This window comes from Peribacillus sp. 05N428 (genome assembly GCF_056397085.1).
In genome coordinates this window covers 1-15,949 of the sequence record NZ_JBFTMS010000015.1, presented here as the reverse complement: position 1 = coordinate 15,949, position 15,949 = coordinate 1, and the positions used below count along the sequence as shown (strand labels likewise).

Annotated in this window: 17 protein-coding genes; all 17 read right to left on the bottom strand. The window is 38.6% G+C overall.

From position 1 onward, the window contains the following. Positions 1-5: 5 nt before the first annotated feature. Positions 6-1,691 (bottom strand): distal tail protein Dit, encoded by a 1,686-nt coding sequence (locus tag AC1DIV_RS15170; protein WP_477576769.1) that lies wholly within the window; start codon positions 1,689-1,691, stop codon positions 6-8. Beyond that, positions 1,688-6,613 (bottom strand): phage tail tape measure protein, encoded by a 4,926-nt coding sequence (locus AC1DIV_RS15165; RefSeq protein ID WP_477576768.1) that lies wholly within the window; start codon positions 6,611-6,613, stop codon positions 1,688-1,690. Before AC1DIV_RS15165 ends, AC1DIV_RS15170 begins: the two co-directional genes overlap by 4 nt. 16 nt (positions 6,614-6,629) lie before the next feature. After that, positions 6,630-6,752, bottom strand: a complete 123-nt coding sequence (locus tag AC1DIV_RS15160) for a hypothetical protein (RefSeq protein ID WP_318285165.1) — start codon at positions 6,750-6,752, stop codon at positions 6,630-6,632. A 59-nt stretch (positions 6,753-6,811) separates the two neighbouring features. Next, positions 6,812-7,138, bottom strand: coding sequence for a phage tail assembly chaperone G (gene gpG, locus AC1DIV_RS15155; protein ID WP_477576767.1), 327 nt, complete (start codon positions 7,136-7,138; stop codon positions 6,812-6,814). A 64-nt stretch (positions 7,139-7,202) separates the two neighbouring features. Next, a complete protein-coding gene (locus AC1DIV_RS15150) occupies positions 7,203-7,778 on the bottom strand; it encodes a major tail protein (RefSeq protein ID WP_403086109.1) in 576 nt (191 codons plus the stop codon). Position 7,779: 1 nt separating this feature from the next. Continuing rightward, on the bottom strand, positions 7,780-8,163 hold the full coding sequence (locus AC1DIV_RS15145; RefSeq protein ID WP_477576766.1) for a DUF3168 domain-containing protein: 384 nt from the start codon (positions 8,161-8,163) through the stop codon (positions 7,780-7,782). Beyond that, a complete protein-coding gene (locus tag AC1DIV_RS15140; protein WP_477576764.1) occupies positions 8,160-8,561 on the bottom strand; it encodes an HK97 gp10 family phage protein in 402 nt (133 codons plus the stop codon). The genes AC1DIV_RS15145 and AC1DIV_RS15140 overlap by 4 nt, the downstream gene beginning before the upstream one ends. After that, positions 8,558-8,974 carry a phage head-tail adapter protein gene (locus tag AC1DIV_RS15135; protein ID WP_477576763.1) on the bottom strand — a complete coding sequence of 139 codons (417 nt, stop codon included), beginning with the start codon at positions 8,972-8,974 and terminating at the stop codon, positions 8,558-8,560. The genes AC1DIV_RS15140 and AC1DIV_RS15135 overlap by 4 nt, the downstream gene beginning before the upstream one ends. After that, positions 8,964-9,257 carry a phage gp6-like head-tail connector protein gene (locus AC1DIV_RS15130; protein ID WP_477576762.1) on the bottom strand — a complete coding sequence of 98 codons (294 nt, stop codon included), beginning with the start codon at positions 9,255-9,257 and terminating at the stop codon, positions 8,964-8,966. The genes AC1DIV_RS15135 and AC1DIV_RS15130 overlap by 11 nt, the downstream gene beginning before the upstream one ends. 9 nt (positions 9,258-9,266) lie before the next feature. Beyond that, entirely contained in the window at positions 9,267-9,431 is a 165-nt protein-coding gene (locus AC1DIV_RS15125) for a hypothetical protein (RefSeq protein WP_202186710.1), read from the bottom strand. A gap of 5 nt (positions 9,432-9,436) precedes the next feature. Next, positions 9,437-10,588 (bottom strand): phage major capsid protein, encoded by a 1,152-nt coding sequence (locus AC1DIV_RS15120; protein WP_477576760.1) that lies wholly within the window; start codon positions 10,586-10,588, stop codon positions 9,437-9,439. A 14-nt stretch (positions 10,589-10,602) separates the two neighbouring features. Further along, the gene (locus tag AC1DIV_RS15115; protein WP_477576759.1) at positions 10,603-11,316 is read right to left on the bottom strand and encodes a head maturation protease, ClpP-related; all 714 of its coding nucleotides are present in this window, start codon (positions 11,314-11,316) and stop codon (positions 10,603-10,605) included. Beyond that, the gene (locus tag AC1DIV_RS15110) at positions 11,313-12,455 is read right to left on the bottom strand and encodes a phage portal protein (protein ID WP_477576758.1); all 1,143 of its coding nucleotides are present in this window, start codon (positions 12,453-12,455) and stop codon (positions 11,313-11,315) included. The genes AC1DIV_RS15115 and AC1DIV_RS15110 overlap by 4 nt, the downstream gene beginning before the upstream one ends. 7 nt (positions 12,456-12,462) lie before the next feature. After that, entirely contained in the window at positions 12,463-14,106 is a 1,644-nt protein-coding gene (locus tag AC1DIV_RS15105) for a terminase TerL endonuclease subunit (protein ID WP_477576757.1), read from the bottom strand. Further along, the gene (locus AC1DIV_RS15100) at positions 14,103-14,405 is read right to left on the bottom strand and encodes a P27 family phage terminase small subunit (RefSeq protein ID WP_202186706.1); all 303 of its coding nucleotides are present in this window, start codon (positions 14,403-14,405) and stop codon (positions 14,103-14,105) included. The genes AC1DIV_RS15105 and AC1DIV_RS15100 overlap by 4 nt, the downstream gene beginning before the upstream one ends. A 108-nt stretch (positions 14,406-14,513) precedes the next feature. Continuing rightward, positions 14,514-14,843, bottom strand: coding sequence for an HNH endonuclease (locus AC1DIV_RS15095; RefSeq protein WP_477576756.1), 330 nt, complete (start codon positions 14,841-14,843; stop codon positions 14,514-14,516). Between the two features lie 58 nt (positions 14,844-14,901). Further along, positions 14,902-15,414, bottom strand: coding sequence for a hypothetical protein (locus tag AC1DIV_RS15090; protein WP_477576755.1), 513 nt, complete (start codon positions 15,412-15,414; stop codon positions 14,902-14,904). Positions 15,415-15,949 lie beyond the last annotated feature (535 nt).

Below are 15,949 nucleotides of genomic sequence, written 5' to 3'. Positions count from 1 at the left end.
ACCTCCTAATTATTGGTTGGCCTATATTCAGAGTACCAATCTGCTTCCCCAAGGTCTGGTTCAAAAGCGAATGTTTTTTGAATGCTCCCTTGCAAAGTTGGGAAATTTGAACCGATATAAAAATTCTCCATAAAGGGGGCACCATTTTTGTAAACGGTACGATCTTCTGCATTAATCTTGATTTCATCCCCTTTATGGGCAATGACGGTCGGTGCTTTTGTAGAATTATTACCGCCATCAATGATATTCCAAACTTTTACATCAGTTAGAGCGATGTTGTTATGTTTATAGGCTTTTTGGGGATTTGCTACATCCTCTGGAATATCCATTTTTGCCGTATAGAAAGCAATACCTGCTAGTTTCTTATTTGAAAATTGATTTTTTGTATCCGTCCAATTTACAATGATGGGCTTATCCCATAGAGGATTTGAGTTGGAATCAAGCTTTAGAATATAAACTTGATATTTGTTCCCAATTTTCTGTAGCCTTAAATATCCATAGAAATCGGTAAATGTGCTTGTTGATGCATCTTCGTCCAGCTTCACGCTTTTCCATTGCTGAACTGTTTTTGTTTTCCCTTTTGATGTTACTTTTTTTGTTCCTGCGCCCAATTTTATCGTTTTGGTACTTTTCTTTCTTTTGTACACTTTCCCTTTACCTGCATAAATTTCTTTGAAATTACTTGATGTTCCTATTTGGAATTGGACAGCTACCTCTTCACTGTTGCCGACATCTTTCAGCATAATCTTTCCGAATCTGGCCCCATCTTCATCCAATAAATAGACCTCGCATTTTCCACGTGCACGAGGGTAATATTGATAATTGTACATCCTAACCAGTAACCTAAAATCTCCGTACGCATTTGGCAGCCATTGCTGTCTAACGGGTCCATGCCATTTACTATTGTTCGTGGCTGGTCCGAAGTTGGAAACTCCATTAGAGTCAAGGGCAACCTTGATGGCATTCGCTGTGCTTCTCATTTGACCACTCGGGATGCCATTTTCAATTGTAAAGGTTAAGTTGCTATTCGTTATTTCAGTCCAGGTTGCCAAAGTATTACAAGGGTCATGAAGCACAAGTGGTTCCTTGTTTATTGGTGAATCTCCTGTGTCCGGGTCCACGTCGGCCCCTAAGTACACATAATTCCCATCCTCATCAGTAATGGCTATTTTAGTAACGTCCATTTTAGGCAAGCAAGTAAAAATGGGATAGCACTCGGCCGTCCCATTTGGAGAAATTGTTGTTGGATTTGAGGTCATATCAGTCGTTTCGTATTCCCCATACCCTTTAGGGTCTGAACAAGAAAAAGTAAGGGTGAACCTAGCCCAATGAGAAGTTTCGCTGATTCTTTCTGGTTTGGAAATACCACTAAAATGGCCGTAATAGGTGTAATCGGATTCATCGCTAAAAACCATAGGATATTCATCATCCCCTGTTTGCATGATTAACGTAGACAGAGCATGTAATTTTTGTACCCGATCACTTTCAGAATCAGCTTGAATTGTTACCTCCAGATCAACTATTTTTTGACCATAACTATTGCCTTGAAACAGTTGTCCAACCATACCTGGTATCACTTGAACGTTTTCACTAATTTCAGCTGTAACATTCCGATTTATCTCATTTGTAATTAAAAATAAGTCATCCCTAGAATTAAAGCCACAATAGTTAAACGTTATTTCCTCACTCATATGCTAGTCACCCCCTTAGCGATGTTCCTGATTTTCATCTCAGATTGGCTATATTTTTTGTTATTGTTATAAAGTGCTTTTCCATCAAGATAAGTATTCGTGTCCTTCAATAGGATTTTAGATAAAAGGCCAAGTTGTTGCTGTAATAATTCAATTTGAGTATCCTGTTTTTTCAACAAAGAAAAAATAAGACTATTATCGTTGCTACCAGACGGATCACCAAATATTTTACTAGAAACAGCAGCTAGTAAATCTAGCGCTCTACTACGTTTGTCTGGACTTAGTGGGATAATGGCTTCTGGTTTATTCCCTTCACCTACCATCGCCAAATGTTCCTTGGTGATGATACCGCCATTTTCATAACCATGACCATGTCCAATGTATTTAAGCATATTGGATCCATAACGTGATTTAGCATAGTTCATGCCAGCTAATAAGCTGTCTAAGCCATTCATCTGATTTGTATGTCCAGGGAATGCAAAACTGCGAAAAGTTGGCGGGATTACCTGGACGAGGCCGCGGGCTAAATTTCCTGTGTAATAATTAATATCTTTCACAGCTGTTGATTGAATAGCCTTTTCATTCCCGCCTGATTCTGACTTGATTTGCCTTAACCAAGCGTTCACGTAATTAGCACTAGTAGGGAGGCCATTCATGCTTAATGCTTTCATGACCGTGCTCCGCCATCTTTCAACTCCACTTCCCACAGGAGCCGCACTGCTTCCACCGCCGAAACCATCGAACAATGAACCGAAATAATCCACTGCTTTATTTTTCGCCCATGACACAACACCCTTCCCGCCAGCCCATTGGTTCGCGAATGTAGGGAATGTATCTTTAAAATTCAGTGACTTTTTAAGCTGGTTCCATAACTTAGAAGGGCCTTTTGTGATGATATCGAATGCATCTACAGCTTTCCCACCCAATGTTCCTATACCGTCTAAAACTTTGTTAGATCCGTTAATGATGTAATCCATAAATGAATCATCATCGCCTGTACCTTTTGCAAAGCCAGGAATCGAATTTGTAGGGAAATTATAGCTGCTTAATACTGCTTTTGTTTTGTTATGAGGAAGAATAGCTGAACCTCTTGGCAAATTCATAAGTTCAGTGCCTGTTGTACCAACCAATCCAAGACCTTTACCCGGTAAGTATCCAAGCTCTGGGCCTTCTTCGCCAACAAAAGATAGGCCGCCTTTAAAGGGACCTTGAAACGTGCCTTTAGCATTTTGGGCTATACCTCCAGGATAACTTGCAATGAATTTTGGAGGGGACGAGGTCTTTTCTTTATTACCAAATAAACCTTTAACCCAACTAATCGCGCCTTTTAAGTAACCTGTTAAGCTTTGCCAGGATTTTCCTATTCCGCTTGTTTCTTTTTGGGCATTTTCAATATTAAGTTCCTTTTGTTTTTTGGAAGCTTTTACGGACTCGCTTTTTTGTAGCGATGCATTTTTAATAACACCGTCTTTTTTCTTTTTAGCATGAGCGACGGTCTTGTCTTTTTCATTTTGAGCATCTTTAACAATCTTGTTATACTCATCTTTAGAAATGACGCCTAATTTCTTGTATTGCACTTCAGCATTATGAACTTTATTTAAGCGTTTTTTTTCTGCATTTTTTATCGTTTCTTTATATTCTTTTTCTGCCGCTTTAATGGTCTGATTCATTTCTTTGGTCGTAATATCATATCGTTGCTTACTTCGTCTCTTGTTTATGGCGGTTATTTCATCTTCACTTTTGGCCGTCTTGTTAATTTTTGTATTATACATCTGGTCATTGATTTGGTTAATTTCAAGCTTTTCACTTCGAGTAAGGGCTCTTTTTTGTTTAGAGGCACTACTCATAATCTGTTTAATACGCTCATTGCCACCATTGACTTTAGCAATTTCTGCCTTATGCTTTTCATCTAATTTTTTTAGCGCATCATCTTTATCTTTTTGGGATAATTCCTTATTAGAATTCAAAGCCTTTACAGCTTCGACACGTTCTTTCTGGTGCTGATCTTTTAAGGATGAAAGAACACTATTGGTCATGGAATTATATTGTTTGGTGGTGTCATCTTTAATCTTTTTATTTATCACAGTATTGGATAGCATGATTTGATTAAGCTTGGTTTTTGCCCCGGTATATAGTTTGTCATACTCACTTAGTGCCTTTTGGGTCGAATCTGAAACTCCCTTGATTTTCAGGTTAAGTGAAGCGCCGTTTTCTGCTGTTTTCGTCGCTTTTTTACGGGCAGCTTCCTTCTTATCCTGTTTATCAAAACTCTTCCCAATAGCCGCACCAACTTTGTCCCCGGCAATCCCACCGATAATGCCTCCTGCTATCCCGCCAATCGCTGTACCGAAAACAGGGATGACAGATCCTAAAGCCGCGCCTGCTAAAGCACCAGCACCCATTCCCCCTAATGCTCCGCCAATTGATTCTTTTGTTCCTGAACCGGTGGCCAACTCATACCCTAATGCGCCGACGCCAACAACCGTCCCGATTGCGCCAGCCCCTTTTACAAATTGCAAGGCCTTGGCACCTTTACCAACCTTTCCTGCATTTTGAGCCACTCTACTTCCACTAGAAACAGTGGGAGTAATGGTAGTTCCTGCAGGTGCCTTTTTGCCGCCTGTTATCCCGCCGCCACGAATGCTATTGTTGCGTTGTAAGGCTCTGGTATTGGTATTAAGGGCAACTGTCTCAGCGTTTAAAGATTGTGCGCTGCCTTTGGTCATGGACGTAAAGCTACCTAAATTAATGACACCATTTGATAAAAACTTAAGTAGGCCAGCCCCGCCAAGCGTAATCTTTCCAACTCCAGCAACTAAACCGCCAATCCCAATCGTTAAAAATCCAAGTGCCGCACCTACACCTGCAGCCCCCACGCCGATTGCAGTCCATTTTGCGATGGTATGCTGCGTTCCTTGGTCTAGTTTATTGAACCATCCAACTACATCCTCGATGCCACCAGCTACCGTTTTTATGGTCGGGATCAATGCAGTTCCGAAACTCGTGGCAGCACTCTCAGCTTCACCTTTCATTTTTTCAATAGAGCCCTTTAATGTGTCCATTTTGGTGGCAGCTACATCATCGGCACTAATTTTATTAATGGCTACGCCCATTTCGTCAAATGCTTCAGCACCTGATTTACTGGCAATCATGGCCCCACGAATGGCATCCGAACCAAAAATGGTATTAAAGGCATTGATTTTTTGTTCTTTTGATAGATTCTTTGTGGATTCTTGAAGAATATTGAAAACTTCAGACATGGATTTAACATTACCTTGCTCATCAAAGAATGATGATGAAAGATACCCACTCGTTTTTTGAAGTCGATCGTATTCTTTTCGTAATTTTGCCTTAGATGCCCCAGAACCAAGTTCTTGTTTGGCTAATTCTTTGAATGCCTTATCCAAATCCGGAATCGTTCTTGAAGCTGGCTGAATGCCCTTTTCCACTAAGTATTTATAACCGGCTGTTGTATTGGTTGTGGCAATTCCTAATTCATCCATCGCGGTTGCAGCTGCGTCAGTCTGCGGAGATAATCGCATTATCATGGTTTTTAAGGATGTACCCGCATCCGATCCTTTAAGTCCAGCTTGAGCGAAAACTGCTAATGCTGTATTTGTATCCGCAAAGCTAAAACCAACTGGTCCTGCCACACTTGAAACTTGGGATAATGAATAGTTCATTTCTTCCACGGATGTGGCGGAAGCATTAGCAGAACCGGCTAATAAATCGGCCGCCTTTGCCATATTAATATTGTCATCTCTAAATGAATTCAACACGGTGGAGGCTATTTCAGCTGCTTGACCTAATTCCAATTCACCGGCTGTGGCTAGTGAAAGGGATGCTTTTAATCCGCCGCTCATAATGGATTCTAGATCAACACCTGCTTTAATCAACTCTTGCAAGCCTATGGCCACTTCTTTATTGCTATACTTTGTTTCCATTCCAAGTTCATTTACAAGGCTATTCATCTGTTTTCCATATTGTTTCCACTCTTGCGGACTCATGAGTGCCTTAATGTTGGCCATCGCTTGTTCAAAATCAGCTGCTTGTTTGATGGTATAGCCTAAACCTATACCGCCAGCTAAAGTAATGCCGCTAAAGCTAGATGAAATCGAATGCCCTGTTTCATTTAATGTAGAACTCGTGGTCATTGCGCGATTAGATAAACCTCGAAGCTTCAATTCAGCTTTTCCGATGTCATCCGCTAACTTACCAAAAGAAGGATGGACAGTGGAGATTTTTCGATTCAGAGTATTGAACGATGAATTCAATTTTTGTTGTTCATCCACGAGGGACTTGTATTTATTTTTGGCCTCAACGACTCTGCGATCATGTTCTCCAAATTCCCTTGTCAAATCCGCTACTTTTCGCTGTTGAGTATCAACAATCTGTTGATGGATATTAGCCTGGTCACTTAATCCTTTAAGCTTATCTTTTTGAGCAGAAAAGGCTAACCCGCTTTTTTTCTGGCTCTCAACATGGTCGTCCGTCTTCTTTTTAAGTTTGGCCAATTCGGATTCTAAATCTTTCGTGGACGATGTAAAGTCAACCATTTTGCTGGTAGCATCTTTGACTTGCTTTTGCCAGGCACTTTGTCGCTGTACGGCTGTATTAATTTCTTTATTTAAATCTTGTATAACCTTTGAACTTTCTGCGTTTGTCTTGAGCTCATTTTTACGTTTTTCATTCAATTGCTGAATGCGTTTTTCGTTCAAAGACATGATTTTATTCAAGCCGGCAACCTGCTTACCTAATGCACCATATTTATCATCTGCATTATTCAACACGGCCATATTGGCTTTCATTTCCCGTTCTGCGCTTTTAATCGTTCGGTTTACAGCCGTTAAAGATTTGGTGAAATTGGTGGACGATAAATCCATTTCGATAATCATTTTTCCAAGGGGTTGATTTCCTATCAATTAATTTCCTCCTTTCCTACGATAATGTTTTTACAAAATCCGCTAAATCCATGGCTTTTTCTTTTTTCGGTTTTTCATCATTATTTAATATTTCCATCAAATGATAGTAATCGGCATTCACAACATCTTGGTAACTCATGCCCTGCTGCATTAAATTAAGAAAAAGAGCATTTAGATTATCAATGGCTTCTTGTGGGGTTAATCCAGTTCCGCTTCTACTTCCCCGTCCTTCATGAACTGGATCAACTTCTGACTCTTTTTTTCACTGTAACCAAGAACCTTGTAATATACTTCATACAACTTCTGCATCAATTCATGTGCCTGGATACCATCTAGAATGTCATTGGCTTTAAGTCCAAATAAATCAGCAACAAAATTGACAAGAGCCATGGTAGATTCTTCATCATTCTCATATATGGCATTATTCAGCTTTAACGCTGTAATTAATTGCTTGCCGCTTACCCATGGTTGTGTATGGGTAGTGACTTCTTTTGTTTTGGAATTGGTTAATTCTAATGTGTACATGTTTCATCCTCCAATTTTCATAAAAAATAAAATGAAAAAGCCCTCCATAAGGAAGGCTTTCTATTTATCCAGCTGGTGGTGCTATAGGGGGAAATGCATATGCTTTTAACTTTGTAGCAATTTCCGAACCGATTCCATAAGCAATGGTTTCACCATCGTTATTTGCAATACATTCCATGGTCAGCTTTTCATCATCTGGTTCTGCTGGTTTATCTTCACTTGTTTTAAGCGATACGTCCCCGGCAGACATTTTACCTTTTAATAAAGCAAATAAAACGGGCTGGCCTGTTGCATCCTCTGATTCAAGTAATGCTGCCACATACGGCGCCTCTGTACGTTCACCAATCAATGTAAAGCCATCTGTGTGTTTCTTACGACCAAGAACCGCTTCTGTCATTTCTTCTGGTACGTCTAGAATACTAATTTCCGCTTTAACATCACCCGTACCTTTTGCAGATACATAATACGCCACATTTGAAGCGTAAACCTTCACAGATTCAGGGGAGATACCTGAAATGGTTGCTTCCTTGGTACCACCCTTATTGGCCTTACCTTCTACAACAAAAACAGATGATGTGGCTTTTCCATCTTTATCTAAAACGACAAATGTCGCTCGCTTGAATCCTACTCTAATACCCAATTTACAACACCTCTTCTTTTATTAGTCCTCGATAACGCCTGGCATCCACAAAGCGCTTTGTTTCGTTGAAGTATTCATCTAAACCATCTTTTAACTGTCCGAAACCAAGCTTTTTTAATTCCTTTTTTATCTCAGCCTGAATCTCTTTAACTTGCAAACGGTTCGTTGATTCCACATCAATTTGATACAAATATTCATTCGCATGATTTTCATTACTGGCATAGACAGTTGGAACAGGAACATCTAATGGATCAATCACAATAAAAGGTTTACTGGTATCTCCTGTTTCGGGATATTCATAAAATTTTATCCGGTCTTCACAAAGGGAAACAATCACTTCATTTGAAATTAGCTGGTTATAGATCACCATTAATCCGTCAGTCATAATTGTTTTTTCAGCTCCTTCGTGACCGTATGCAAAAAGGCTCCTTCACTATTCGAAACTGCTCGTTGAATAGATCCGTAGCCTTTAGGTTTTATTTTTTCCCCATTTCGGTTATAGCCAAATTCATTTAGATGGACTAATCGATAACGCTCTTTGGGCCCATTCCAACCCACTAATACCGATTTAAAACCATTTTGGTTTGTTACCTTACCTACGATAATTTCTTCCTCGGAGGCCCCGGTATCTTTAAACTTTTCGAATTCTTGGGAAATGGTTGCTGCAACCACATGGGCTCCTGCAGTTAAAGCTTTGCTGGACACTCTGCCTAAAGCCTGTTCTGACAATTGTTTTTGCAGATTTTTATAAACTTCCTCGAACCCCTTAAATTCAACACTCATGTGATCACCCCCAACAAGATGGTAATAAAATCGTTTTTTGTTAGGTTGGGTCGAACGTCAATCACATTAAAGCGAATATATTTACGTTCGCCATCTATCATTTTTGAATAGCGATCATCCTGCAACTCTGCGTAGTGTTCAGTGTCGGGGAAAAACTCACCGAATGAATCGCGTATATTAATCGTCACGGCATTTTTCGTATTCATAAATTTTAGCTGTTTTTGTTCCTTACCGGAATTGAGAATCTCGATATCTTTCATACTCGCACTATACACTTCCGCAAAACACTCATATATCTGGATCAATTCTCTTTCACCTGGCTCAGGGCTAGTATTCGGAGCATATTGGTAAAAACAAACGGGTGTCCTTAACTCACCGCTACCAATTTTATTTGGATTAAACTTAGGTTTCATCAGTAATCTCCACAGAAGGTATATAAAGCTCCAAAGCTAAAGATGTCATTTGCGAAGCGAAATTATCGTTAAAAAACTCTAGGGCATCATTATAAACATAGCGTGAACGCTCGAAAACCAGCTCCCTAGCCCTTCCATTCGTTTCAATAGTAAAGGGTCCACAATGCGCTTTTATATCCTCAGCAGAGGAAGATAGGATATCTTTTAATGTATCATTCTCGATACTATGAGAAATTTTCATGCGTTTTTTAAATTTAGTTAAGATTTCGTCCGTGATTTCCAATTAAATCACCTACTTTTCATCTTCATTTTCTTCTACCCTACTTAAAAAAGAGCCATCGAGATTTTGTTCAACCTCTTTAGCCCTTGTTACTTTCATTTCAATTTCTTGATTAGGTACATAAACCTCATTTGTATGGATATCCTTGAATGTTTTTAACACTTTATATTTAGCCATTATGATCACCCTTCCGGAGTAGTACTAATAGATAAGGTATAAATTGCTGTTGCTTTATTATCATCTGCTTTACCAAAAGCGAATTGTTTGGCTGTGTAAAGATAGCAATCTTCCAAAGCAAGTGTTTGATCAAATTTGTTAATTTGTACGCCGCCAGCTGTATAAGCATCATAACGATTGTTTACAAAGGCAATAACTTCCCCAGCTGTAGCAAATTCAGATTCTACAATGCGTAAGTTAAAGGGTAGAGCTGTAACATACGTTCCGTTTGCATTTAAGAACGTGTATTGCGCTTTTACTTCCCAGGAATCTATAGGGTTAACAACTAAAACAACTTTTCCTCCAATTTTGACAGACTTACCGTTTGATTTAGTGGAAAGGTAACTCATGACTTGCGCTAGTTCTTTTACTGTTGTTTTGGAATCAGCGAATGTAAGAGTACCAGCAATGGCCTTTTTAGCGTGCCCTGTTGCTGGGCCTACCGCTGCGTCTAAATCACGAATTAAGCCAATTGGTTGGTCTTTAACAGGACCCACACCATTGATAAATCCATTTTCTAAGGCCACTGCAAATGTTTCAGCAATTTGTGTACGAACATATGACTCAATCCAGGCAGGCCCAAATGTATCTAAATCTTTGGGAAGCACAACAAATGCAGTCAATTTAGATTGTGTGACTTTTTCTTCGCTAAAAGCAGCTTCAAGTTGTCCCTTGATTTCACCAAATACTTTCCCCCATACTGCAGCACCAGAAGGATCAGACTTGATAATGCGTGTAACAAGACCCTTTTTTTGCAAATTGATTTCGGATAAAAATGGATGATCCGTTGTTAAGTCGTCAAAAATACGGTCAACAGTCGTTTCTGGCAGAATAATATCATCTGTAAACCCGTCAGATTGCACGACAGCATTGAAAAATTTTGTTTCTTCGGAAGTTAGAACATTTACACCACGAGCCGCTAAAATCGTTTGATCCGCATTTTGGGTTTGTACAGCCTCAGTGATTTGAGTCCGTAAAGAATTTACGAGCTCATCTTGCATGGTGTTCCAAGCTGATTCGATTTGCTCGGGAGTTGATCCTTCATTTTTCACCACTTTTGCATATGCTTTTTTAGCATCGTTATATGCTGCTGTATGATTAGTTAATTTAATGGTCATTATTTTTCCTCCAATTAAAAAATGAACCCTCGTTTTTTCGCCACAGGCTTAGGTTCATTTGTTTGTTTAATATTCTTCTGTAGATTAGTTGTTACTTTAGCAACGATGCTATTCATTTGTTCGTTGGTAAAATTGATAAAATCATCTTTCTCTGGTTCATCCGGATCCTCAGCAGTTTCAATCGAATCGACAAACCCTTTTTCCAGTGCCTCTTCTGCCGTTAACCATGTTTCAGCTTCAATCATATTCCTGATTTCCTCAGAGCTTAACCCTGTGCGCTGTTTATAGATGGAAACAATTGATTCATCAATCGTTTCTAAAGCATTCATGGTTTTTTGAATATCACTTTTTGTACCATAAGCAAATGTTGCTGCTTCATGAATCATTAGATTTGAACCGGTACGCATGATAATTTCATCTGCACCCATTGCGATAATGGAAGCCGCTGAAGCTGCCAGGGCTGTAACCTCTACAATGACATGTGCACTATGATCTTTTAAGTAGTTGTAAATTTCAATGCCGTCAAAAGCATCGCCTCCACCGCTATTTAACTTAATGCGAATGGTAGATGCCGTAACACCATCTAAAGCCCTGCGTACATCATTTGCTGACGTGGCATCATAAAACCATCCACCCTGACCAATTGCCCCGCTTATTGTCATGGCATGTTCATCGCCATCAAGACTGTTTGTAAATTTATGCGCTACTTGTTGGATTTTTTTCTTCATTCATTTTCACCTCCCTTCGGTTCATCGATGCTTTCATAGTTTTTAGTTAATATAAATTCATCAAGTTTCGGATTGTCTGAACGATTAAATCCAGCTTCCTCACGCAATTCATTTCGTGTAAATGTACCTGACGCTATTAACTTATCAAACGCTGCAGCAAGTTCAAATATATCTTTCACTTTTACGCCAATTGCCTTAATGTGTTCCCCATCTTGATATTCCTGTCGCGTGATTGTTTTTGCGTTTAATTCATCTGTTATTTTCTTAACCAGTGGATTGATACATAGCTTAATATAAGCTTTTAAGCCGCTATCAAGATCTGCAACATCCCCGTGCAATAAATTGATAGGGATACCCAATATGTTCGCTACATCGTCTATCAAGGCTCGTTTTACCTTGTTAATATCCTCGTGGCTTGGACCCTTTACACTTCCGTTTGAAAATTCTTCGTAACTGATGCCTTTAAACAAAGGGAAGATGGCTGTTACTTTATCCCTGACGGCCCCTGTGATTTTATCGATGAGAGACTGTGTTTTTTCCGTGTCGTTCAAATCATGGGATGTATCGAACTTGATAGCCCCACGAATTTGAAAGCTTCGTTTAGATGATTCGATTAATGACCCGAATAGCTCGGCATAATCATTAATTAATCCATCCATAAAAGATGTTAAACGCTTGTTATTGTAAGTAAGATAAATCACTTCATCCATATTCCACACTTTTCTGTTGAACATGAAGTTTTTCACCGTAACGCTTTGGAATGTGTCTGGGAAAAGTGCGTATTCATTCCGAATGAAAGAGTCTGCAATTAGCAATTGATCCTGGTAAGGAATAATGAGCACTTCATTATCACCGATTAAATTAGCGATAACAGTTTGCCAAAAGTCCGATGCCGTCATATCGGTGTTAGGACGAACATTAAAAGCATAATCTAACTCATTGCGGATCCTTTCATGTTCACGCATATAACGAAATTCGGTTTGAGAAATAGTTCGAGCAATAAAATTGATGCATGTTTCTAATGCAATTTCTTTTAAATACACTTTTTTTGTTGCTTCAATAGCAAACTCATAATCATAAGACGATGCCAGTGCTTTGTTTTTAGAAAAGATACTGTCAAATAACCCGATTGTTTTCACCCCCTTTTTAGAAAACTAAACTGTCCATTAAATCCAATGAGCTGCTTATGTCCATTTCAACGATTTCATCAGCTCTATACATGGCATGGATAAACGCCTGGAAACCATCCGTTTTACGCCTGTGTTCATCCTTTTTGATATATTCTTTATTTCCATCATTTTTGATTTTCACGGCTGTATTGCCTACATACCAATTCATTAACGGATTTTTGCCCCATATAATTTTTTTATTGGCAAATGCGTCCTCGATTCTAGGAGCTAGCAAGGAATGGATGGCTCTCGGATTCCGGACAATTTCATAGTCCAAACCATTTGCCTCAAATAACGGGCGGAGTAAATCCATTCTGAAATTATCGGAGACAACTTTAGTTAAACCGTACTTTTTCTTTTGCTCTAAGAACCAATTGACAATGTGTTGTGGGTCAATGGAAGGCTCATCCACGATGGTGAGTAACCCTTGTTTTTCCCATTCGTAAATAGGCGGTTTTAACTTGGCCACTTCTAAATATTGTTTTCTAGCAAAACTATGTGTTACCCAAATGTACTTACCTTCAACTCTAAAAAGAAGGCCAACAGCTGCAAAATCTCGGATGGATGCATAATCTAAGCCACCTATGCATGTTCGATTTTTCAATTCCGGCAATGTTATGTTAGTCGCTAAAACTTCATCCCACGGTGCAACGACCTTTTCTAAGTTGATTTCTGGTAGATTCATTCTCTTTGTCATGAATTCTTCACGATTCGAGGGATTACTCGCTAGCTGCTTAAATTGAGTTAGGACCTTTTTAAATAACCTCTTTGCATAAACGCTCCTGGGCTCACTAAACATTGGATTTGCCTTTTCCCACATATCGGGATCATCCACTTCTTTGTTTTCATCAATTTTACAAATGAACGGGAAAAGTGGGTCGTCTAATTCTTTCCCTTCCAGGATGTTCATGGCACGTTCCTTCATTTTATCCAGGAAGCCCTCGCGAACATATCCATCAGTCCCAATAAAAAATTCCCTACCGTTTGGTACTTTACCAAGTCCGCTAGAGAATACATTTACAACATCAAAATTTTCATATTGATGAATTTCATCATAGATAACTGCTCCATCACGGAGACCATCCTTTGTCCCGGCATTGGAAGTATGGTATTGAAGGACGCTTTTTGTATCATTACCGGTGATTTCAACCTTCGTACAATAAAACATATCTTCAAGAACTTTGTTTACCTCAATCGCTTCATAGATTTCTTTAAATGAAATCTTAGACTGCTTTTCGTTATTAGCGACAATGGAAATATTATATCGAGGTATTCCATGTAAAGGACTGAGAAAAAAATGACTGAGTGCAGATACAAACCCATTTTTACCGCCGCCCCTTGCCATGAAGATTAGAAATTGTTCGTAAAAAATGGAATCATCTTCTTTATAAAAAAGAAAAACAAAGGCAGCTATGAACTTTTGAAAAGGCTGCAATGGAAAATACCATTTCTCTGCAAATTTGATGAAATTCTCTATAAGAGTTTCATCAAAATATAAATCATCCCTGGTCAAGACTCTTTCTTGTAAATGGTCGAGTAACATAATGCGCTCTTTATTGAGTTGGATCTTTCCGTTTTCGTAAAGGTCTATATAATCCTGTACATATTTATTTGAAATCAAATTAGATCACTAGCGCTAGGTTTGCTTTCCTCTTCAATTTCAAAATCAAAACTCTTTTCGATACTCAATAGAGATCCGCTAATTTTCACCTTTTCAGCAATCGCAGGATTCGGTTTATTAAATTGTTGAGATCCATTGATGATTTCAATCATCGTTCCATGTTTATTAATGTCTTCATCCAAATTGTTAAAAAGTTCGACGAGATTGATGTACCTTTCCACTTTTTCCACTTGCATCAAGTCAGTCTGGTCAATTTTAGACAATAGCTGTTTCTTTAGCTTTTTCACCTTAACTGCCATGATTTCACCCCCCTTACATCAAAAAACGATAATGAATCTGGAAAAACGACCCCCTCCCCCGGTCCCCGGGGTGAAAAAATATAGGCAAAAGTTTTTGACCCGGGGGTGTTACCACATCTCATCATTCCATTTTTTCTTTTTCTGTTCTCCAAACACACGATCATGTATCTTGTTATGACAGTTCAGGCAGACCGTCTCGAGGTTGTCCAATACCAAAGCAAGCTGCGGATAGTGTTCAATCTCATACTTATGATGAACGTTGAGCTCTACACTCTTACGTTCACCTTGTACTTTGATTGAGTCCACATGCACCTTGCCTTCACGCTTACACTGTTGGCACTCATAGTTGTCCCTCACCAATGCCTGCTGCCTTAGCTTGTTCCAGTCACTTGTCCTATAGAACTTCTTCTTCTGTGCTTCTGTCATGTATTCAGCCATCAATACTCATTCCTCACCTTCTTTCTCCAAAATAAAAAGCACCCATGGTTTGGATGCTTTAACTTGTTTTATTATCTTTTGTTAGGTTTTTGTATTCATCAATCGACATAAAAATATTGTAGTCCAAAACCCCATACTCAAGTTCATTTATGGAATAATCCATGTCACATTCTCTCAACTTTTCATTGGTCTCTTTAATTATTGTTATCACTAATTCATATATAAGTATCAATTCATATAATTGATGTTCTTCTCTTTGTCTATCCGATAAGCCACTTTTAAGATAAAAATTATGACTATATCTATATGCTATGGCTAACTTAATTAATTTTTGTGAAGCGAACTCTTTCTTTTCCAAAGTCAAATCCACTAATAATTTTTTGTTTAATTTAGTAATATCCGTTTCTTGAATTGAAACTGAGGTTTGTGCCCCTACCTTGAAATCAAACATTGTTTTCTTTATTTCATTTTGCATTTCAAGAAATGGTATTTCCATAAGACTATACTGTTCATCAAATTTATAACGATATCTTATAAATTCAGACTGGGAAACTATACCGTATAAAGACAAGTACAATTCCTTAAGTTGATTATAGGAATGGTCCCTATTAAATTCCTGCGTTGATTTCCTATTAGCAATCCATGAATTTAATAAAGTAGTTAATACAGAGAATATAGCAGCAATAGATGCACCAATTACAATATAATATCCATTGTTGATAATCTCACCTTCTTTCTCCCCTATAATTTCGACAAAAGGAGATGATTACCTTCTTTATCCATAAAAATACGACACCATTTGAGTGCCGGCCCTTTCCTTTATTCTCAATGATATAAACTATAAAGAATCCTTTCAGAGGGTTTTATTTATATATTTTCTTTAAAGATTTTCTTTAGGAATTCTGCTCTAATGAAGGAAAAAATTTCAGAGTATGGAACATTCATTTGTAGTTTTTTCAAATCGAGTAGAGGGAAAATAAATGTATTATTTTCGCCCCTCTCACAACACCGTACGTACGGTTCGCGTATACGGCGTTTCAATTTATATTACAGTGTGTACTTTTAGATAATGCTCTAAAGCAGAGGGGACTCCCCTCTGCTTTAGT